Annotated in this window: 31 protein-coding genes and 1 tRNA gene; 20 read left to right on the top strand and 12 right to left on the bottom strand. The window is 37.3% G+C overall.

The genetic code is table 11. From position 1 onward, the window contains the following. The 4 genes from CVS93_RS01565 to CVS93_RS01550 all read right to left on the bottom strand — a co-directional run bounded on the left by CVS93_RS01565 (window position 1) and on the right by CVS93_RS01550 (window position 1,708). Window positions 1-300, bottom strand: coding sequence for a hypothetical protein (locus CVS93_RS01565; protein WP_107686298.1), 300 nt, complete (start codon window positions 298-300; stop codon window positions 1-3). Further along, complete coding sequence (locus CVS93_RS01560) at window positions 297-1,127, bottom strand: hypothetical protein (RefSeq protein WP_107686297.1); 831 nt, start codon at window positions 1,125-1,127, stop codon at window positions 297-299. Before CVS93_RS01560 ends, CVS93_RS01565 begins: the two co-directional genes overlap by 4 nt. A 90-nt stretch (window positions 1,128-1,217) precedes the next feature. Beyond that, window positions 1,218-1,487, bottom strand: coding sequence for a hypothetical protein (locus CVS93_RS01555; RefSeq protein ID WP_107686296.1), 270 nt, complete (start codon window positions 1,485-1,487; stop codon window positions 1,218-1,220). Window positions 1,488-1,489: 2 nt separating this feature from the next. Beyond that, window positions 1,490-1,708: a hypothetical protein gene (locus CVS93_RS01550; RefSeq protein ID WP_087585366.1), complete on the bottom strand. Its 219-nt coding sequence runs from the start codon at window positions 1,706-1,708 to the stop codon at window positions 1,490-1,492. Window positions 1,709-1,817: 109 nt separating this feature from the next. Between CVS93_RS01550 and CVS93_RS01545 the strand changes: the two genes are divergently transcribed. The 4 genes from CVS93_RS01545 (at window position 1,818) to CVS93_RS01530 (ending at window position 4,549) form a co-directional block, all read left to right on the top strand. Continuing rightward, the gene (locus CVS93_RS01545; protein ID WP_107686295.1) at window positions 1,818-2,489 is read left to right on the top strand and encodes an XRE family transcriptional regulator; all 672 of its coding nucleotides are present in this window, start codon (window positions 1,818-1,820) and stop codon (window positions 2,487-2,489) included. A gap of 74 nt (window positions 2,490-2,563) precedes the next feature. Beyond that, the gene (locus CVS93_RS01540) at window positions 2,564-3,355 is read left to right on the top strand and encodes a HipA family kinase (RefSeq protein ID WP_107686294.1); all 792 of its coding nucleotides are present in this window, start codon (window positions 2,564-2,566) and stop codon (window positions 3,353-3,355) included. A gap of 9 nt (window positions 3,356-3,364) precedes the next feature. Then, window positions 3,365-4,102: a hypothetical protein gene (locus tag CVS93_RS01535; protein WP_107686293.1), complete on the top strand. Its 738-nt coding sequence runs from the start codon at window positions 3,365-3,367 to the stop codon at window positions 4,100-4,102. Window positions 4,103-4,120: 18 nt separating this feature from the next. After that, complete coding sequence (locus CVS93_RS01530; protein WP_234400066.1) at window positions 4,121-4,549, top strand: thermonuclease family protein; 429 nt, start codon at window positions 4,121-4,123, stop codon at window positions 4,547-4,549. Between the two features lie 3 nt (window positions 4,550-4,552). Here the strand turns inward: CVS93_RS01530 and CVS93_RS01525 are convergent, their stop codons facing one another. Beyond that, window positions 4,553-5,254, bottom strand: a complete 702-nt coding sequence (locus tag CVS93_RS01525; RefSeq protein ID WP_107686292.1) for a hypothetical protein — start codon at window positions 5,252-5,254, stop codon at window positions 4,553-4,555. 455 nt (window positions 5,255-5,709) lie between these two features. On the opposite strand from CVS93_RS01525, the gene CVS93_RS01515 reads away from it, so the two are divergent. The 16 genes from CVS93_RS01515 to CVS93_RS01440 all read left to right on the top strand — a co-directional run bounded on the left by CVS93_RS01515 (window position 5,710) and on the right by CVS93_RS01440 (window position 13,344). Beyond that, window positions 5,710-6,051, top strand: a complete 342-nt coding sequence (locus tag CVS93_RS01515) for a hypothetical protein (protein ID WP_107686290.1) — start codon at window positions 5,710-5,712, stop codon at window positions 6,049-6,051. Window positions 6,052-6,139: 88 nt separating this feature from the next. Next, on the top strand, window positions 6,140-6,487 hold the full coding sequence (locus CVS93_RS01510) for a hypothetical protein (protein ID WP_107686289.1): 348 nt from the start codon (window positions 6,140-6,142) through the stop codon (window positions 6,485-6,487). 103 nt (window positions 6,488-6,590) lie between these two features. Continuing rightward, complete coding sequence (locus CVS93_RS01505) at window positions 6,591-7,517, top strand: DUF1351 domain-containing protein (protein WP_107686288.1); 927 nt, start codon at window positions 6,591-6,593, stop codon at window positions 7,515-7,517. Continuing rightward, complete coding sequence (locus tag CVS93_RS01500; protein ID WP_107686287.1) at window positions 7,510-8,358, top strand: PD-(D/E)XK nuclease-like domain-containing protein; 849 nt, start codon at window positions 7,510-7,512, stop codon at window positions 8,356-8,358. Before CVS93_RS01505 ends, CVS93_RS01500 begins: the two co-directional genes overlap by 8 nt. 16 nt (window positions 8,359-8,374) lie before the next feature. Then, the gene (locus tag CVS93_RS01495; protein ID WP_107686286.1) at window positions 8,375-9,250 is read left to right on the top strand and encodes a hypothetical protein; all 876 of its coding nucleotides are present in this window, start codon (window positions 8,375-8,377) and stop codon (window positions 9,248-9,250) included. Between the two features lie 232 nt (window positions 9,251-9,482). Beyond that, on the top strand, window positions 9,483-9,815 hold the full coding sequence (locus tag CVS93_RS01490) for an HNH endonuclease (protein WP_107686285.1): 333 nt from the start codon (window positions 9,483-9,485) through the stop codon (window positions 9,813-9,815). A gap of 37 nt (window positions 9,816-9,852) precedes the next feature. Further along, on the top strand, window positions 9,853-10,101 hold the full coding sequence (locus tag CVS93_RS01485) for a hypothetical protein (protein ID WP_107686284.1): 249 nt from the start codon (window positions 9,853-9,855) through the stop codon (window positions 10,099-10,101). Further along, window positions 10,076-10,558 carry a single-stranded DNA-binding protein gene (ssb, locus tag CVS93_RS01480; protein ID WP_107686283.1) on the top strand — a complete coding sequence of 161 codons (483 nt, stop codon included), beginning with the start codon at window positions 10,076-10,078 and terminating at the stop codon, window positions 10,556-10,558. The genes CVS93_RS01485 and ssb overlap by 26 nt, the downstream gene beginning before the upstream one ends. Before the next feature lie 121 nt (window positions 10,559-10,679). After that, entirely contained in the window at window positions 10,680-11,255 is a 576-nt protein-coding gene (locus tag CVS93_RS01475) for a hypothetical protein (protein ID WP_107686282.1), read from the top strand. Between the two features lie 75 nt (window positions 11,256-11,330). Next, window positions 11,331-11,585 carry a hypothetical protein gene (locus tag CVS93_RS01470; protein WP_107686281.1) on the top strand — a complete coding sequence of 85 codons (255 nt, stop codon included), beginning with the start codon at window positions 11,331-11,333 and terminating at the stop codon, window positions 11,583-11,585. Next, window positions 11,572-12,021, top strand: a complete 450-nt coding sequence (locus CVS93_RS01465) for a hypothetical protein (RefSeq protein ID WP_107686280.1) — start codon at window positions 11,572-11,574, stop codon at window positions 12,019-12,021. The genes CVS93_RS01470 and CVS93_RS01465 overlap by 14 nt, the downstream gene beginning before the upstream one ends. Before the next feature lie 11 nt (window positions 12,022-12,032). Next, window positions 12,033-12,272, top strand: coding sequence for a hypothetical protein (locus CVS93_RS01460; RefSeq protein ID WP_107686279.1), 240 nt, complete (start codon window positions 12,033-12,035; stop codon window positions 12,270-12,272). After that, the gene (locus tag CVS93_RS01455; RefSeq protein ID WP_107686278.1) at window positions 12,269-12,679 is read left to right on the top strand and encodes a YopX family protein; all 411 of its coding nucleotides are present in this window, start codon (window positions 12,269-12,271) and stop codon (window positions 12,677-12,679) included. The genes CVS93_RS01460 and CVS93_RS01455 overlap by 4 nt, the downstream gene beginning before the upstream one ends. Further along, entirely contained in the window at window positions 12,672-12,932 is a 261-nt protein-coding gene (locus CVS93_RS01450; RefSeq protein ID WP_107686277.1) for a hypothetical protein, read from the top strand. Before CVS93_RS01455 ends, CVS93_RS01450 begins: the two co-directional genes overlap by 8 nt. A 47-nt stretch (window positions 12,933-12,979) precedes the next feature. Further along, window positions 12,980-13,162, top strand: coding sequence for a hypothetical protein (locus tag CVS93_RS01445; RefSeq protein WP_107686276.1), 183 nt, complete (start codon window positions 12,980-12,982; stop codon window positions 13,160-13,162). Next, window positions 13,159-13,344: a hypothetical protein gene (locus tag CVS93_RS01440; protein ID WP_107686275.1), complete on the top strand. Its 186-nt coding sequence runs from the start codon at window positions 13,159-13,161 to the stop codon at window positions 13,342-13,344. The genes CVS93_RS01445 and CVS93_RS01440 overlap by 4 nt, the downstream gene beginning before the upstream one ends. On the opposite strand, the gene CVS93_RS01435 is transcribed toward CVS93_RS01440, so the two are convergent. The 7 genes from CVS93_RS01435 to CVS93_RS01405 form a co-directional block, all read right to left on the bottom strand. Further along, window positions 13,318-14,508: a tyrosine-type recombinase/integrase gene (locus CVS93_RS01435; protein ID WP_107686274.1), complete on the bottom strand. Its 1,191-nt coding sequence runs from the start codon at window positions 14,506-14,508 to the stop codon at window positions 13,318-13,320. The two genes, CVS93_RS01440 and CVS93_RS01435, sit on opposite strands and share 27 nt — an antisense overlap. A gap of 210 nt (window positions 14,509-14,718) precedes the next feature. Then, window positions 14,719-14,809, bottom strand: a tRNA-Ser gene (locus tag CVS93_RS01430). 122 nt (window positions 14,810-14,931) lie between these two features. Next, window positions 14,932-15,096: a hypothetical protein gene (locus CVS93_RS01425; protein WP_234399734.1), complete on the bottom strand. Its 165-nt coding sequence runs from the start codon at window positions 15,094-15,096 to the stop codon at window positions 14,932-14,934. Between the two features lie 149 nt (window positions 15,097-15,245). Then, window positions 15,246-15,926 (bottom strand): orotidine-5'-phosphate decarboxylase, encoded by a 681-nt coding sequence (gene pyrF, locus CVS93_RS01420; RefSeq protein WP_107686273.1) that lies wholly within the window; start codon window positions 15,924-15,926, stop codon window positions 15,246-15,248. After that, a complete protein-coding gene (gene nusB / locus CVS93_RS01415; protein WP_021090843.1) occupies window positions 15,923-16,318 on the bottom strand; it encodes a transcription antitermination factor NusB in 396 nt (131 codons plus the stop codon). The genes pyrF and nusB overlap by 4 nt, the downstream gene beginning before the upstream one ends. Window position 16,319: 1 nt before the next feature. After that, window positions 16,320-16,790, bottom strand: a complete 471-nt coding sequence (ribH, locus tag CVS93_RS01410) for a 6,7-dimethyl-8-ribityllumazine synthase (protein ID WP_021090940.1) — start codon at window positions 16,788-16,790, stop codon at window positions 16,320-16,322. Window positions 16,791-16,843: 53 nt separating this feature from the next. Next, window positions 16,844-19,276 carry a TonB-dependent hemoglobin/transferrin/lactoferrin family receptor gene (locus CVS93_RS01405; RefSeq protein WP_107686272.1) on the bottom strand — a complete coding sequence of 811 codons (2,433 nt, stop codon included), beginning with the start codon at window positions 19,274-19,276 and terminating at the stop codon, window positions 16,844-16,846. Between the last annotated feature and the right edge of the window lie 228 nt (window positions 19,277-19,504).

The raw sequence follows: 19,504 nt of genomic DNA, 5'->3' as shown, positions 1-19,504 counted from the left end.
TTAATCCTCAAAAAGTTTAAAAATTTTAATTTTTCTGTAAAGGTTGTATGAATTTGCTCTTTCGGGAGTAACCGAAATATAGTTAAGCTCCGATAATCGTTTTAAATATTTTGAAATAACGCTCTCTTTTTCTTGCATTGCGTCAGCGAGCGCCCCTATGGTTTTGTTAATTTCCCTCTCATTGTCTGCAATAGAAAAAAAATAAAGGAGCAGTCTAAACTCCCCACCTTTAAAATCGTTATCTAAAACCCATTTAATGGGGATAGTAAAAAACATATCTTTTATTTTTGTATCACTCATCTAAGCCCCTTTTTTTTAATTTCTATACCACTTAGAGCCCCTAGACTGCTTATATATTCGGTTCTAGGTTCGTATTTGCTCTTTTTTAGTATCGCATTGATTTTTACTTTGCTTACTCTAGGCGCGTGTCTAGTACTAAATTTGGACTTAACCGTTTGTAAGTCTAAACGATAACCGCAGGCGCACTCCATTCTCACTGGATAATCCATTTTTAAAAACATTGATTCTTCTTTACATTTAGGACAAGCTCTTGGACTACCTAGTTCAGGGTAAATAGCTAATTGGTCTTTTAAATTTAGAAATATCTCGTTAAAAAACTCGGTTTTTCGCTTTTCTATCTTGTACCAAAATATATCGCGCCTTTGTCCTACTGGGACGTTCAAGCTTTCATACAAGCTCCAGCCACCTTTGCGACGTTGATTGCAAAAGTGGCGACACACATCTTTAAAGTGCTTCTTTTCGTATTGGTTTTCGTAAAGCCCGCCATGTTTGGCATAAATGCGAAAATTAGGCGTATCTTTGCCTTGCTTGCCTACAAAATTTTCTACGCAGTTCTTGTGGCGTGACACAAAACGCACATTTGAGGGCTCATAATCTCCATCTGGGTCTATACGATCTATCGTAAGCCCCTCGCGTCCTTTGTTTTCTTTAAGTGCAAAAAGATAAAAGCTAGTTGGATTCTTCATCCACTCCTCGCAGATTTTTATACCTCTAGCACCATAAAATTTATAATCTTTGTTTTTAGGATCGTTGCAACGCTTCTTCATGTCCGATAGTCGCCTACGTTCTCTTAAGATTTGCTCTTTACTAAAGTCGCTTAAATTCATGTTTTCATATCCTAAAGTTGAAGTAATTTATCAACTCAAACAAGATGACGCCAGCTACAAACGATGTGATCACAAGCTCTATACTAGGCATCACGCTATCCTTTCGGTGGGCTTTAGTATTGATGTGCTACACCCACTTATCACGTCCTTTTTAGACCCAATCTCTATCAAATAGCCTCGCTCTATTAACTCATTGACACGTCCGCAAACGCTGTTTATCGCTACGTTATACCAGCGTGCTATCTCTTGCCTTGTTGCACCCTCTTTGTGCTGGCAAAACATCTCATAAACGGCTCTACGTTTGCCGCTTAGTTCAGGCTTTAGTTTGTTATATGCCTCTAGGCTGTTATTCGCTACCATTTTTATTCTTCTCCCAGTTTTTCTACCTCTAAAATATATGCATTTAGGTTGTCGCCCCAAGCATAAAAGGGGTGTCCAAACTCTTGCAAAGCTGCGAATCTCACATCTCCATTAGGTTTTTTGTTGTTTGATCCACTCGCATATACATTGCAAGTCCCAGCCGACTTGTAAAATTTACCAAGCCATTTTCTAATCTTTTTTCTATATTCTGTCTGTTTCATAACCTTATATTACTATCTGTTATATAAAATATAACTTAAGGTTATTTGATTTTTAATTATTTTAGTTATAAAATATTACGCAAAGTTATATCTTGCGAAGGGGTAAAAAATGAAAGAATTTAAAGAAAAATTGTCAGATTTACTAAAAGAAAAAGGTATAAATACTATACAATTTGCCGATATTTTAGGCATTTCACAGCCTTTAGTTAGCCAGTGGTTAGCTGGAGAAAAGAGGACAAAAAAACATTTATTACCACTGGCTAAATTTTCAGGCTATCCGATCGCTTATTGGTTAGACGATACCATAGAAAAACCGACAGAAGCCCATAAATATACAGATAATATCTCTTCTAACAGTACCAAAACTGTATATATCCCTTTTTATAAAGACGGGGTAGTTTCTGCAGGTCGTGGCGCCGAAAACGACGATTTTGGCGAACCTGAATTGCTGCCTTTTAATCCAAACGATTTAAAAATTATGTTTAACGTTAGCCCGCACGCAAAACTAGGCATTGTTCCTTGTTTCGGTAACTCAATGGAGCCGACTATTAAAGAAAGTGACTTGGTTGTTTTTTGTGATGACATAAACCAAATAGAGGGCGCTATTTATGTTTGCAAATATGAAAACGAAATTTTTATAAAAAGAATAAAAAAACGTCCTACATTAGCGTTAATAAGTGATAATAAGGACTACGAGCCAATAATTATCGAGGAAGAGTTAAACGTCGAAATTTTAGGGCGTGTTGTTGGTTGTTATGCCATAAACTCTAAGAGAATATAATAAAAGTCCATTGCGAAGTATATAAAGGGCTAACGTTTGAGGATTATGGGATAAAGTAAGGAATTGGCAAAACAATGATAACACAGTTAGAGATAAAAGATGTATTAGAAACGGCAGAGTATGGGGCCACAGCCCCCGTTTGGATCCAGGCTAGTGACAATAACACATATCTTTTAAAATTTAGGCATGAACAAAATGCAGAAAAAGACATATCTAATTTTAATGAGTTTTTGGCTTTTATGCTTATGAAGCGGTTGGGAATAAAAATTTATAAATACGATATTGCTTTTATTAACATAAACGAGCAATCATTGCCATTATTTAACGGAAAAGTTTCTTTAGAAAGCCTAGACAATGCTCGTAACTCATTGGGGACCAATATAGGTATTTTAAAAATCCAAAATGCTCAAAAATTTGCTTTTTCAGATATTGATAAAATGCCAAAAACCCTTATTCATAAAATTGCAAATATTGATAATATCATGATGAATTCTGATAGAACAAAGGATAACCCAAATATTTTATACGATCCAACAACTAAGAAATATTCGCCTATTGATTTTGGGTTATCTTTGTTAAGCCATAGAGTGTATGAAAAAATAAAAAATGGTGAAAATATAAATAATTTATACATGAATTGGGTAACAAGTGATGTTACAAAGGATCAACATTATATTTTTAAAAATCAAAATAAATTAAATTTTAAAATAAGTTACACTACTATATCAAAAATATTAGATAACATATTAGCTCAATGCCCCAAAGAGTGGGAAGTTTTAGAGTACAAGGATGACATCCGAGATGTAGTTGCTACGCGCATACTTTATGATACGTTTAAAGAGGCTTGCCCTTGCTATGATTTTTAGGAAAATAAGATGAAATTAACAAAATATAAAATAATTCATTGGTATATGAATAAATTATCGCTTGAATTTTTAAATATAGGCGTGGTCGTATTTGATGACACCAGCTTTAAATTTAAACTTATTGACGATACTTTACTAAAAAAAATGGCATCTGCTTCTTTTATAGATAAATCAGTACTTATATATACTATCAATTATATTAATAATTTATTGTCTACAATATCAAGTGAAAAAGAATTAGATCAAGCATTATCAAAAGAATATTTTGATAGTTTTAGGTTTAGTTCAACTCAATTTTTTAATGCCTTTGACGGTTTAGAAACTGAGTTAGAAGAGCTGTTTTATAGGTATATTTATTATAAATTTGAAAACAAGCGAGTTAAACCTCAAAAAACAAAAGAAAACATAAAAGAAGCTATTCAAGAACTGGCAAAGAGAGAGTTTAAAAATTATATAAAAATAAAGAATTTGAATGGCTTTGATTTTAGCATATCAATTAAAGATAGAGAATATCCTTCAATATTAGGGAGCATAGAAAGCAAAGATGATATTAGCCGTGCTTTTAATCGTCAACTAGAAATCCCTAACTTTAGAGGGATATATGGAATTACTACCTCTGAGCTTAGGCTTACAAATAAAGCAGAAATGTTTAAACAAGCTCTTACAAATATAGGGTATAGCCCTCGACAATTTGCCGATAAAGACCAAATATATAATAGTCTTGAACAGTTATTAACAGCAGGGTAAAAAATAAAAAATATATTTTTGGCTATCTCTATTTTGGTGGCTACCCCTCTCTTTGCCTTTTCAGCCAAAGTCATAAAAATATCTGACGGCGACACTATCACTGTGCTAAGTGGCAAAGAGCAAACAAAGGTCAGACTATACGGCATTGACGCTCCAGAGAAAAAGCAAGACTACGGACAACGATCAAAGCAATTTTTGGCTAGCCTGATCGCAGGGCAAGTTGTAGAAGTAGAGCCAAAGGGTAAAGATAGATATAAACGCACGCTAGGCATTATTTACTATAAAGGGCAAGATATAAACGCTCAAATGGTGCTAAATGGCTATGCTTGGGCTTATGTAAAATACTCAAGAATATATGTAAATCAAGAAAAGCTGGCTCGTGAGAATAAGCGAGGGCTTTGGCAGAGTAGTAATCCTACTCCGCCGTGGGTGTGGAGAAAGCGTTAATTTTTAAGCTTTTGCTTTTTTATATCTGATATATAAAAACCACGCTATACATATAAAAATAAGAATAGAAAAAAACTCTGTCCCATCAATGGCTTCTTTTTCGCTAACTTCAACAATACCTGTAACTGCTGCTCCAAGAAAAGTAATAATAAAAAACCAATATAAAAATTTTTTAAAAAATGACATTTTTTTGCGTGTTATTTTGTATTTATTTTTTTCTTTTAAAACTACATCATAAGGCTTATTTTTTCGTTCTGCTATAATTTTTAATACACTCTCATCAGAATAAATCCTTTTTGCTGTATTAATTAAATCATAAATTTTAAATACTACATCCGTCATTTCCTCGCGTTTTTTTGCAGTAAGGACGTTTGAAAATTTTACCTTATTAAGCAGTGTTTCTAACTCTTGTTTTTGGTCAAAGAGGCTCAAAAAAATACTTTGGTTTTCCTCATCTGCTAAAAAATCAGTAACTTCGCCCCCGTTATTAAGTGCATATAAAATAGCTTGTTTTGTATATCCGCACTCCTCCAAAAAAGGCAACCAACCATTATTACAAATATCTGATATTTTTTCTAAAAATTGTTCTTTATCTTCAGCGGCTAGTTCTGCTTGTGTCGGTCGTCTTTCCTTTGGGCTTGTATCTGAAAGCAAATTTGTAGAAAACCTTATCCCCATTATGTTTTTGCTAATCCTTACTGACATTACAACTCCTTTAAAACAAATTAATCAAAAGATTATATCACAAAAGATTTTTTAAATATATAACTTTAAGTAATATTTTAAATAACATTAAGTTATATTTAATATAACCTTTGGTAATATTCTCTCATCGAAAACAAAAAGTAGATAGGCTTCAAGCGTAAGCTGACAGAGTGAGCCTCCTGCGAGTTGCTGCAGGTCAATCACGTTTCAATCTGAAGCGTCAGTGATAGGGCGAAAATCTATCACTCAGCACCAGCCCTGATTTAGGATAGTTTTTCACAGGGTTATTAATAAAACGAAAAACACTACTTTTTCTAATAAAAGCCTTGCTTGCTTGGAGTAGGCGAAAGCCTGCTAAATATTTTTCATATACAAATTTTCCTTTAAGTATAAATTGATTTCTAACATCCAGACGGCGGTGGCGAGCAAGGTTTCTATTAGAAAAAGGAGCTGTTATGCAAAACATTAATGATTTAGAGCAGGCATTAGAGAGCCTAAAAGCGCTAATAAAAGCAAAAAAAGACTACGAGAGGTTAAGTTCTAAATACGCCAACGTAAGCTTTAAAGACGTCACTCGCTCACAAAGAGCAAGGATAAATGAGCGTTTAGGTGACGCTGCGTTTGATGTGAAAGTCAAAACTGACAATCTTCACGCTGACTTAGTTGATGCTGGACTTTGTGAGATGAAAGAGCGCTATGAGCAAAGAGAGCTAAGGCAAAGTGCAGGATTAGGACATATATACCACGCTGCGTATTTGCCAAAAGTACCAAAGAGATATAAGGAGCTACAAAAATGAAAACGCTAATTAGATTTTTTCGCATAGTTTTCAGTAATGGCGGCGAGATAAAGAATATCGCCTATCTAAATATCAAAAGGGGTTAAAAATGAGTTTGAACTACGACCTAGTATATGCCGAGAGCGACGTGGCACACATAAATTTAAACAAAGAATACAACGAGCTAATAACTGACATTGAAGCTGTATATAGCCGCCATCGCCATACCTTTAAAAATACCCTTGGCGAAAACAGCGGAGAAATAGTTGATCTGCTTATCGAACATTGTAAAAAAGATTTTTTTGCTTACGCAGCGCTTGTCTATGTGCTATGCGTTGAAGCTGAAATGAGCAACGATGCAGTTTTAAGTTATACGGCTACTTACCAACAAACACTTAAAAAACTACGAGAGGAGGACCAAAGAGATGCGATACTCCACACTAAAGAGGCTTGTTAAGTTCTATGGCAAGCCAAATATGACAATAGGTGAGTTTTTAGAAATTGTTAAAAAATTGAGAAATTTTTAACATAAATGATAAATACGTTAAAAAGGATAAAAAATGGAATTAATTGTAACTTATGAGGCACAAACAGCGGATAGTCAAAAATTGACTACTAATTTTGAGGAACTAAAAGCTGAAGCTAGCAGGCAGGTAGAGAAATATTCTATCAATGTAACCGAGGAAAACATCCCTGAAGCCAAAAAGGTAATGGCAAATTTTAATAAGGTTAAAACAGAGATTGGTGAGCGATATAAATTTTATATTGATAAAATTTCAGCCCCAGTAAATCAACTAAAAGCCGAAAAAAAAGAGATCGAAGCTATCATCACGGATGGTCGTCAAAAGATAGCAGACGGCGTGGCAAATTTTGAAAACGCTAAGCTTGAAGTAATCGCCGCAAGGATAGCTGAATATACGAAAGCCCTTTGCGAGGAAAAGGGGCTAAATTTTGAAAGAATAAATACATCCGATCTAATTAAATTAAGCTCGGTAACATCTGCTGGCGCTCTAGCAAAAGCCACAAAAGACGCAATAGGGGCTAAAATACAAGCCCTTGAAAACGAAATCTTGCAGGCCAAGATCGCAGAGCAAGAAAAAGCGGCTAGAGATGCCGAAATAGCAGCGCAAGCAAGACGTGAAGCAGAGGAGCGAGCAGCGAGAGAGAAAGCAGAGCTAGAAGCAAAAGCCGCACAAAGAGAGGCTGAACTATTAGCAAGAGCCGAAAGAGAAAAACAAGAAGCTATTGAGTGCGCAAAAGCCGAGCAAATAACCACACCATCACAACCTTTTTATGACGTACAATGTGAAATTTTGCAAAAACCACGCGAAGCCGAAAACGGCAAGGCTATCTACACTATCCGCACTGAGTTTGAGGTTAAAGCTCCAGCAAATGCTCCGCACGACAAGCTAACAGACAAGATCAAGGAGATGTTATCTGCGGCTGGTATAACCAATCTAAGTAAAATTGAGGTGTTAAATGTTTGAAATTAGTTTTGATGAAATATCAGAAGACAACAAAAATATTAGCAATAAAGAATACCACGCACGCCCTGAAATATCAAAGAGCGACCTCGACCTACTTGCACGTAGCCCTTTACACTTAAAAATGAAAAACGAGCTTAAAAGTGAGCCTACAAAAGCTTTGCTCTTAGGCTCTGCGGTGCATAAGCTAGTATTAGAGCCAAAAGATTTTTCAAATGAATTTTGCGTAGAGCCTGATGTTGATAAACGCACCAAAGAGGGCAAAGCGATCTACAACGATTTTTTAGAAAATTTAGGCGATAAAACCTCGCTTGATCTTGATATTTTTGGCTCAGCCGTAGAAATAGCAAACTCGGTTAATTCTATGCGTGAAACAGCTATATTTTTAAAAGATGGGCTAGCCGAACAAAGCTATTTTAGTGAGATAAACGGCGTAGCGGTTAAATGTCGCCCTGATTTTTATAATGAGAAAATGGGTGCAGTAATTGATCTAAAAACAACTTCAGATGCTTCGGCCGGTGGCTTTGCTAGATCAGTAGCTAGTTTTAATTATCACGTGCAAGCAGCGTTTTACAGCGACATTTTAAGAAGCCTAAAAAAAGAAGTAAATTATTTCTTATTTATCGCCGTTGAAACAAAAGCCCCTTATTTTGTAGGGTTTTATGAACTTGACGCCGCAGCAATAGAACAAGGTCGCAAAGCATATCTTGAACTACTAGAGCTTTACAAATATTGCAAAGAACATGACGAGTGGTGGGGCTATGCAAAAAAAGACGGCGACAAGATAGAGGCGGTGCAAACTTTAAGCTTGCCAGCGTGGAAGTTTTACGAACAGATAGCATAATTTAAAAGGACAATAAATGAACCAAATCCAAGAATACCAAGATAGAAAAACGGAGCTTGAGGTAAAGAAATTTGAGCTTGAACAAAGGAAAGCCAAAGCTTTTGTGGCTACTGATTTTTTCCCAGCCCATTTACGCAAAGGTAACGAAACAGCAAATATCGGAACGGCAATTATTGTGCTTGATTTAGCCCAGCGTATGAATATAGGCGCTTTAGAGGTAGCACAAAGTATTTATATCATTCATGGCAAGCCTAGTTTTGAAACGAAATTTTTAGTTGCAAGGCTAAACTCAAGCGGACTTTTAAAGGGGCGATTGCAAACTATTGTAAGCCCTGATGGCAATAGTGCACATTGTGAAGCCATAGACGCCCAAACTGGACAATTATTAAAAGGCACAACCATAACAATGGAAATGGCAAGGCGCGAGGGTTGGCTAAGTAAAAATGGCTCAAAATGGCAGACAATGCCAGAGTTAATGATGAAATATAGAGCACAAAGTTTTTTCATAAATGAATTTTTTCCAGAGGTAAAATATGGACTAAAAACATCTGATGAAGTGGAGGATATTGTTACATTTGAGCCTAATGAACAATCAAAAACACCGCCAAAAGCTGGACTAAATGAGCTTTTGAGTAGTTCGGAAAAATTAAACAGCTCAGTTGGTGCAAAAAATTCACAAACTGAATACATCGAAGCCGCGCCAGTTGAAGTAGAAATCGACGTGAACGATGACGTGCTACCGCTTGACGCTTTGCAAAGCGAGATGATGAATAGAGGCGCGAGCGAGGTCGAAGCCGAAAAGCTTTTAGCTAGAGTGTCGCCTGATGAAGCTAAGGCGTATCTAGCCGATCCGAATAGTATTGATGCATTAATGGAAAATTTAAGGAACTAAAAATGAAAGCATTAGGAATTTTAAGCGCATTGTTTGCGGGGCTAAACGGCGTAGATGATTTTTCAAGGCGCGCCACAAACAAAAAAGAGCAAAGCCCACATGCCACACTCAAAAACTAGACGCACAAAAGGCGCTTACAGTAGAAGCCAAAGAATAAGGGTAAACAGACGAAAGGCTAAAAGATGTTTAACAAAATAGTTTTAGTGGGGCATCTCACGCGCGGGGGTGTACTATGAAAATAAAACCAGTTATTGGATATGAGGGCCTTTATTCTATTACTGATGGCGGGATGGTTTTTAGCCACCCCAAGGCCAACAAATATAACCCAAACCATAAAGGGCTATGGCTTAAAAAGGTAACTGATAATAATGGATATGATTATGCTAGTTTACACAAAAATAGAAAACAAAGCAAAAAATCCGTCCATAGGTTGGTTTGTGAAGCCTTTTTGGCAAACCCTAATCGTAGGCCGCAAATAAATCACAAAAATGGCGTGAAAACCGATAATCGGCTTGAGAATTTAGAGTGGGCAACTGCCAAAAAAAAACATAGTCCACTCTTATAAAACGGGGCTTGCCAAAGCGAGCGAAAAAAGCATAAGAATGTCGGCTATTCGTCTTGACAAATGGAATAGATCAGAAATAGGCAGAGCCACTGCCTCAAAAAACGGCAAAGCAAAAAGAAAGCTGACGCCAGACCAGATCAAAACAATCCTTATATTACAACAACAAGGAGCTAGCGCTTACTCTGTGGCCAAAACTATGCCTGTTTCTAAAAATCAAATCTTAAAAATATATCATAGAAAAATTTATAAGGAGCTCATAGATGAACAAAGTCATATTATTGGGTAGATTAGTAAGGGATATTGAGCTTAGATACACCCAAGGCGGCACGGCAATAGGTAGTTGTGGTATTGCCGTAACTCGCAAATACACCCTAAATGGCGAAAAGCGCGAGGAAACGTGCTTTATTGATCTCACGTTTTTCGGAAAACAAGCGGAAGTAAGTAACCAATACCTACAAAAGGGAAGTAAGCTTTTAGTCGAGGGTCGATTAAAATTCGACCAATGGCAGGATAGCAACGGGCAAAACAGAAGTAAGCATAGTGTTGCTGTGGAAGTAATGGAAATGCTAGGCGACGCAAAACAAAACAATCAAGGCTATCAGCAAGGCGGCTATTCAAATCAGCGCCCGCAACAAGGCACACCTAAGAAACCGCAGCATCAAAAACCGCCTGAAAGTTACGATGTGCCTGACGTAGATATTGATGCCGGCAAATACGACAACGACGAAACGATACCATTTTAATTGTTTGACGGTTGTTTGATGGTTGGCTTAGTATGAGCTTAATACAGCCATGCAAAAGCCAATTTTTAGGGCTTTTTGCTGATTAATTTTGTTTGACGAGTAAATTATTAAAGGAGCTAATGTGATACAAGATAATGATGAGTTTTCATTTTATTTATCTGATGAAGATACGAAATTTTTAATGGATTTGGGGAAAGAGATGCTCAACCAAGACACTAGAAGCACCGCTCAACCCTACGGTCTGATGGTTCAAAAGAAAGAGACGATTATCACAGATGAGGAATTTGCCGATGATTGGACGCTATTTAGCGAGGGGGATATTGTAGCCGAGGGGCTTAAGCGGGCAAAAGCATATCTAATAGACGAAATACACGAAAATCTAATAGGTGCCGATAGCGACGCCCAAAAACTAAAATTAGTAAAGGAGCTTGGCATTCTTTTAAATGTGGATGATGATGACGACTTGCAAAGCTACATAAGAGATCGGGAGGAATTGAGAGACTATTCTTATTATCCAACTATGCAAAGATGGATAGCGGACGAAAGAATGGTATTTACTTTTAGCGATCGCGAAGCTAGAGAGTATGCTGGGCGCGGCGAAAACCATAGGACTTATGGCGTATATCTAGGGCGTAGCCCCATTATGTCTCGCTTATGTAAAATTTTGCTGAAAATAGGCGAACAAGCAAAAGGTTAAAAAAATGGGTAAAAAACTTCAGCGGCAACACAAATAAGAAGTGCTCAAAAAGTTCCTTCTAAAAAGGAAAAGAAAATGACTTACGGCGAAGCAATGGTGCGACAGCAAGAAAGCCAATGTATGGAAAATGGCGTCTGGGTATTTGATGAGCTAGAGCCTTACGAGCCTTTTGCAACTAGCACTGAGGCGTATAAATACTATGGCGAAAAACTAGATCGCTACTGGCTAAGCAAGATTGAGCTAAGCCCAAGCTCTAAATTTTCAAAGCAAGACGTATTACAAATACTAAAAGGCAAAAACCTAAATGGAGTGAGCGATGACAACGGCTGAGCTAAAAGACGCCGCCATTTTTGTGATGGCGTATTCGTTTCTAAAAATGGATAGCACCGAGAAGTTAGGGCTTTTCATCAATAAAAAGGCGAGCAAATTTATCGACGAGCTGATCGAGGCGATGATGCCGATAGTTGGACACTATAACGCATTTAAAAGGCGGATAGAAACTCAAATAAACGCTTTGGATAACAAGGCGAGTATTGCCAAAAAGAGCTTTAGTACGACAGCTCCACAACTAGCCTGCGACCTGCTTTATTTGAGGTTAGCACCACACGAGCGCAAGGGGCAAAGATTAGCGCCGATATTAGCGGAGTTTTACGCGGTGAATAAAGACAAGATAGCGTATATCTCAAACAAAAGTTGCGATACAAAATACCGCAAAGAGGCAGAGGATAGCCAAACACTGGCTTATTTTTATATTGAGAATATTTGAAAGGATTGATAGTGTTTTGGCAAAAAACAGACAAAGAAAAACTAATGGAGCTTTTAGAGTGGTTTTTGAGCCACAATTGGGAATTTAAAAAAGACGACTACAAAAATCTGCAGCGTCTCAATAAATTACTTTTAAAATTTGACATCCAGCCAACTTGGATAAATTTTTCGCTTTACGATTACTTTTACCTCAAACAAGACGAGCGAGAAAGGCTACTTGAAGCATACAAAAAATTAAAGGATAGTAAATGAGAGAGATTAAATTTATGGCGTGGCACAAGGAAAAGAAAATCTTGAGAGAGGTCCTTGAGATAAGTTTTTCAGGCGGATACGTCATTTTAGCGGGCTTTGGTAGTTTTGGCGAAATAGAAGCCCCAATAAGAGATGTCGAACTTATGCAATACACTGGCTTAAAAGACCAAAACGGCAAAAAAATTTATGAGGGGTATATAGTCAGATTTTATCCGCAGGCTCCTCGTAGTGAAGAATTACCAAATCCACGATATGGTGAAATGGGTGAAATATTTTTTGACATAGGAAGTTTTGCAGTTAGACCTATTGATAAAAAACGAGAAGTACTAGAATTTTTTCTAAATGAACTTGGTGATTGGGTTGTAGTAGGCAATATTTACGAGAACAAGGAGTTATTAAATGACTAACTTTAAACAAGAGACACTAAAGCTCATAGGAGACCACGAGGTAGATGAGTATTTCCTAACATACACAAAAGACTGGAGTATATCAGAAGACCCAGTGTATAAGGGTAGTGGCAAAATCCTATGGGGTGAGATAACAAGAGACGAGCTTATCTATGATAGCGGCTATGGCACACAAAACTGGAGAGGCTTTATAACCTTTAAAGATACCCCTGACTGGCTAGAGCGAGAGGAGTATGATGGTATGGAGTGGTGAGTTTGGAGAAGTAAGCCTAGCTTAGAAAAAGTGAGGAGAAAGAACAAATGAGTAGCCCAGAAAAAGAGAGGCATTTAACCGCCCTTGCAAACCTAGAGGCGTTTTGCGAGGCGCACAATGAAAAAACAAAGCTAGTCGAGCAAATACAAGCTCTTTTATTCAAATGCGACGTCCGCTATTTACGGCACGTTCTGCGAGATTTGAAAGATTATATAAAGGATAAAAAATGAGCGATACATTTATTACGCGCGATGAAGCCTTGAAAGAGTTAGGGCTAACATCGCCTATCAGTCTAAGGCGATTAGTGCTAGCAGGCAAGATCACAGCAAGCAAGATCAACTCTAAGATAATTTATTATTCCCAAAACTCTATTTCTGCCTACAAATCAGGCAAAGCCGCCCAAACTATCTAAATAATCACTCCACCATTGCATAAGCCTAGCTCTTGCTTTTAAATTTTTAGCGTGGTTGTATGCTTCTTTGACCTTATTGCTCTCAACATGAGCGAGGCAAAGCTCAATAACGTCGCTATTACAGCCGTGTTTATCTATGTTTTCGTTGGCGATCGTGCTAAACGTGGCTCTAAAGCCGTGTGGAGTTACCATTTCATTATTAAAGCCTAGACTTCTAAGCATTGAGCGGATAGTATTATCACTAATAGGGCGCACATTTGATTTTACGGACGGAAAAATTAACTCACTTTTTAATGGCAGGCGCTCACGATATGTTTTTAATAAATTTATAACACTTTTTGACAAAAACACTTCGTGAGGCTTTGCCGTTTTCATCTCGCTTGCTGGGATATGCCAAAGGCAATTTTCAAAATCTATCTGCGACCACTTAGCATTTCTAGCATTTTGCCCTCTTACTGCGGTATATAGTTGAAATATCGCACACGTTTTTACTCTTATATCTCCAAAATAATCTTTTATTGCCATTAATACGGCTCTTATCTCATCATCATTTTTTAAGTATGCAAAATGTTTTACATCTTTTTTGCCGATTAGCGCGCTTTTATCAATATCTGAAATAATATTATGCTCGACATACTCATGTAAAAGAGCAAATTTATAGAAGCTATTTAGTATCCCTAGCGTTTTTCGTGTAGTTTCTTGCTTGTCATCGCCAAGAAGTGGTGCAAGCGCGTTTATAATATCTTTTCTGCTAATATCTTTTATGTTTATCTCGCCAAATTTAGGCAAAAATAACGTTTCAAACCGCCTTTTTATCCAAAACTGCTGTTTTTCGCTCAACTTACTTTTTGTTTTATACCACGCTTCAAATACTGCCCTAAATTTTGTTTTTTCTGCTGTTTGCACCAGGCTTTCACCTTGGCTTAGTTTTGATCTTAGCTCGCCTCTCTTATCTCTTGCTTCGCTTAGGCTCATCTCATCATATTTGCCTAGCGTTAAGCGGTGACGCTTGTTATTTTCTCGAAACTCATATATAAAAAACTTTATGCCGCTTGGCATTATTTTAATTAGAAGGTTATCGCCATCGCTGACAAAATATGGCCTCTCTTTGGCTTTTAGATTTTTAAACTGTGTGATGGTTAACTGGCGTGAAAGCTTAGGCATTTTAGCTGTCCTTTTGGCTGACTATTATTATATTTTTAGCTACTTTTTTGGATGTGATCAGCTAAAAGTCAGCTAAAAAGTTGTGATAATAATAGTTTGCCATTGTTTATAATTGTTTGTAATTTTATGTATAAAGGCTTTAAAATAACGTTAAAATCGTGGCTCAATGTTTGCAAAAGTTGGTAAAAGTTTGTGATTGTTTATAAGTAGTGGCGGACAGAGAGGGATTTGAACCCTCGAGCCCCGATTAAGAGCTGCACCCTTAGCAGGGGTGTGGTTTCAGCCACTCACCCATCTGTCCATAAAAAGAAATCGCATTATAATTGAAGGCCGCTGATATCTTGCTTAAATTTACATTTCACAATTGCAGACCTCAGATAGAAAATCTAAAAATAAAAATTTGCAAATTTAATCCTTCCAAAGCTACCATTTTAGCTTGGCTTTGTCTAGGTGCGGCGTATTGGCGTAGTAGCAAATCATACGATAAAACATATAAAAACGCCTATCGCTACCGCGACCAAACGCCTTTGTGCACTCGAACATCTCGTCCGGATCCGCGCCATTTAGTAAAACGATATCCTTAACCAAGTGCTAGTAGATACGCTTTAGCCGCTCAGCCAACAAGAGGATTTTCTTAAAATCACTCAAATTTAGTTCCTCACTTCGCTTTGATGTCATCTTCACGCAACATTTTGTAAAAAAGCTTAGTTAAAAACCACTTCACACAAGCTCAAATATTAAATTTGCTCCAAAATTCGTTCACAAATTTCTCTTGGACTTGCATTTTCGTAAATCGGCCTGCCAACAACGATAAAGTCGCTACCTTCTTGCTTTGCACTCACTAAGTTTGCTACTCTTTTTTGATCTCCAGCGCTCTCGCCAAAAGGCCTAACACCAGGGCAAAGAGTGATAAATTTCTCATTTGTAACATCTTTGATGAGCTTGCTTTCAAAAACGGAACAGACCATTCCATCAAGCCCTGATTTAAAACTCATCTGGCTAAATTTTCTAACCGAGCGAGCAAGCGTATCGTTATAAACCATCTCAAATTCACTCTCGTTAAAGCTAGTCAGTGCCGATACTGCGAGCACCAAAGGACGGTTCCCAAGACCAGCTAGCCTATCCATAACTGTCTTCATCGCGCGCTCACCAGCGCTAGCATGCACATTTACCATATCTACGCCGATTTTTGAGACTACTTCAGCAGCATCTGCCATCGTATTTGGTATGTCATAAAGTTTTAGATCGAGGAAAATTTTAAAACCTTCAATCCCTTTTAGCTCTTCTATAAATTTTGCCCCATCCCTAAGATAGCTTCTAAGCCCTACTTTTAGCCAAAGATCAAGCCCCTTTAGCTCGCGAACAAGGGCTAAATTCTCTTCGCGACTAGCCATATCAAGTGCGACACAGAGCCTCACAGATCACCCTTTAGCTTATCAAGTACACCGTTTATAAATTTTGGTGCCTGATCACTTCCAAGTTCTTTCGCAAGCTCGATCGCTTCGTTTATGATAACAGCCTTATCTGTTTGACTAAATTTCATCTCATAAAGTCCTAGTCTAAGAATGGCAAGCTCAGTCGCGCCAACTTTGCTAAAATCGCCGTCTTTTAGATATGGCTTTAAAATTTCATCTAGTTTTTCTTTATTTGCGAGCACCTCTTTAAAAGTCTGTTGTGCCTCACTTTTTCGCTCGTTTCTTATCTTTTTCTCTTCCAGAAATTCCTCTTCAAATGCAGCAGTTACCGGATTTATCTCATTTGAGTAGAGCAGCGAAACGACGGCCTGCCTAACCTGATGACGAGTCGCCATTTCACGCCTCCAAATTTTTATATAAGCTTAGCATCTCGATCACGCCCGTCATCGCTTCAAAGCCCTTATTTCCGGCCTTTGAGCCCGCTCGCTCGATGGCTTGCTCGATGCTATCTACCGTTAGCACGCCAAAGGTCACAGGCTTGCCGTATTTTAGCGTGACGTTTGCGATGCCTTTGGTGGTCTCGGCGCTAACGTAGTCAAAATGAGGCGTAGAGCCGCGGATAACCGCTCCCACGCAGCAAACTGCGTCAAATTTACCGCTTGCTAGCGCCTTTTCTAGCGCCATCGGTATCTCAAATGCGCCAGGCACCAAAATGAGGCTCAAATTCGCCTCATCCCCGCCGTGACGCAAAAACGCGTCCCTAGCGCCTTCGACCAGCCTATCGGTGATGATATGATTAAACCTCGCGCCCACTATAGCGACCTTCTCGCCACCTTTTAGAGCTAAATTTCCTTCGATTATTTTCATTAATTTCTCCTTAGATTTTTGCGTAGTTTATCAAAATCTTATTTAAACTAAAGCTAATATCTAATCTCAAAAGAAACGCTAAAATTTCTACCAGGAGCAGTATACCGCTCAAGTCCGGTACCATCAAATTTAACATAGCTTTGGTTACCGTTATATCTAAGCTGTCTTAAATTTTCCCAAGTAGAATACTCTTTGTTAAAAATATTAAACACTCCTGCATTGATGCTGAAATTTTTACTGATCTTATAACCCATAGTTAAGTCAAAGACAAAATAGCTTTTACTTAGGAATTTATGCGCTTCTGGCTGAGTTGTACCAGTCACTTTGCCTGTATCTCTATCAACGATTATCTGAGAAAAATTTGGTGGTATTTTTGAAACCGCATCTTTTGCTTTTTTAGCTGCTACAAATTTGCTAGTTAATAAGAGATCAAATTTATTATCACTATACCCAAGTCCAGCTACTGCAGTAAACGGCTGAATAGCCATAAGTGAAGTCCCATCATTTTTTTTGCCACGCGCATAAGTCGCCTTTAAGCTTGCATATAAATTTTCACTTAAATTTAGTGCATTCCCATTTACACGTGAATTTAGCTCCAAGCCTTTGACGGTAGCTCTACCGACATTTACATGTTTAAAATCGAGACTTTTTTTGATGTATTTTTTTACAAGCTCCCATGTATCAAAATCAAGTTCTTCTATCTCATCAATACCAACATCATAATCAGTATCAATAAAATCTCTATATTTAGAATAAAAAGCACTAAGAGCAAATGCATAACTCTGACCTGATGACAATAAACTTACCTCATGATTAAAGGCTTTTTCTGGTTTTAACTCTAAATTTCTAACATATCTTGTACTATCCCTAGGCGTATCAAAATACATCTCCTCGACTCTTGGTGCACGAAAACCAGTACTAAACGCATAGTTAATGCTCACATTGTTATTTATATTATATTCAGCTCCTGCATTGTAAGTAATAGCTTTAAATTTGCTATTTTTAAGATATGGCGTAGCCACCATTTTATATCCTGCACCAGAGGCAATATTTGCTTGCTCTGGTTTATAGACATATCTATCAAGCCTAACTCCGTAATTTATACTTAAGGCTTCGTTTAAGCCCATATCATCACCTAGAAAAGCATATTCAAGAGTGCTTTTTACTGGCTGAGCAAATGTTACGTCCGTTGCTTTAACCGGCTTAAAAGGATTTGCTGGATCCACAATAAAACCACTACCGCTCCATTTTGTATTAAAACTTTGTCTAAGTTGTAAATTTTTATTTTTAAAGGTAGAGATGTGTCTGCCAAGACCAAAACTCAAGATGTGAGAAATTTTACCTGCATTAATGTCACCACTCATGCCGCTTATATCGAACTGTTTTTTGTCTTGAAAAAATTCATAGCTATCTTTTTGATCAAAACTTGAGTTGTATTGCATATCGTTTGGATAGTTTGCATGATATCTTGTGAAATTTGACCTCTGCTGCACTCTTTGCTTATAAAAGCTTATCTTTAAATTACTTAGTAAAGCATCATGGTCTGGCACAAACTCATAGTAAATTCCATATCTTTTGTAAGGGATGCTATCTCTTGTTTGCTTTCTATTAAGTGTTGCGGTGCTATTACTCTTCTCTTCGGTAAAATAGTTTTGCCTAAAGTCTTCATAGGATGTATTTAAAAAATGTGAGTCAAACCTATAGCCAAATTTCATCAAATTTGAGTGCGTGCGAAATCTCACATCATCAGGCAAAATTCTACCAAAAGAGCAAAGTTCTGGGTACTTTTCTGCTAAATATGAACCCTCCACACTGGTTCCCATTCCACAAAATGGCACATCATCTAACTTGCCGCTGTAAAAATTCTTTGTCTGTTTACCACGCTTATACGTATGCTGAAACAGTGCTTCGATACCGCCTGCTTTTACGCCTGCACCTGCAACTTGCCTAAATTCACTATTTTTTGATGCATATGCGCTTTTGCTATAAAAACCAACATTTTGTCCATCCCTTACAAAGTCATCAACATTTTTTGTCTGCATACTAACGCTACCACCGATCGCACCGCTACCTTTGTTTAATGAATTTGCACCTTTTACAAATTCTACACTGCTTATGTTTTCAAGCTCGGTGCTGTTTCGGTTGCCATTTAATATCCCTAAAATATTGTAAGAGCGGGGCATAAAACTCTCAACGGCTTCCATTCCGTCTATTTTTAAAGAAACCCTATCGCTATCTACACCTCGTATGGCATACCCATTATTTCCGCTTCTACCGCCTTCTGTAACAGTTACGCCAGTTTCGTTTCGCACAAGATCTCGCTCGGAGAAAATTTGACCCTTTTTTAACTCGCTTTTGCTAAGCTCTGTCTTTTTCGTTGAGATACCACTTGCACTTACTACAACACCTTCTAATAGCACGTCTTGGGATGAAAAGACAAAGCTGGACGCCATACTAGATACAAATAAAATTCTATAAATTCTCATAAAATCTCCTTGAATTTAAAACTAGTTTGAAAGTGTATTGCTATTTGTATAAATTTATTTTGAATTTAAAAATCAATATTTTGTAAAAAATAATATTTAATATAAAAACTTCTTAAAATCAGTTTTGATATTATTTTTTTAGAATATATTAAGTAAATAAATTTTGAATTTATATATTTTAAAAATCTGTTTTTATCTTGCTAGATTAACTTGATATTTATGCTTCTA

Origin of the sequence: Campylobacter concisus (genome assembly GCF_003048535.1) — a bacterium.
GTDB lineage: Bacteria > Campylobacterota > Campylobacteria > Campylobacterales > Campylobacteraceae > Campylobacter_A > Campylobacter_A concisus_S.
This window is presented reverse-complemented; position numbering and strand designations above follow the sequence as displayed.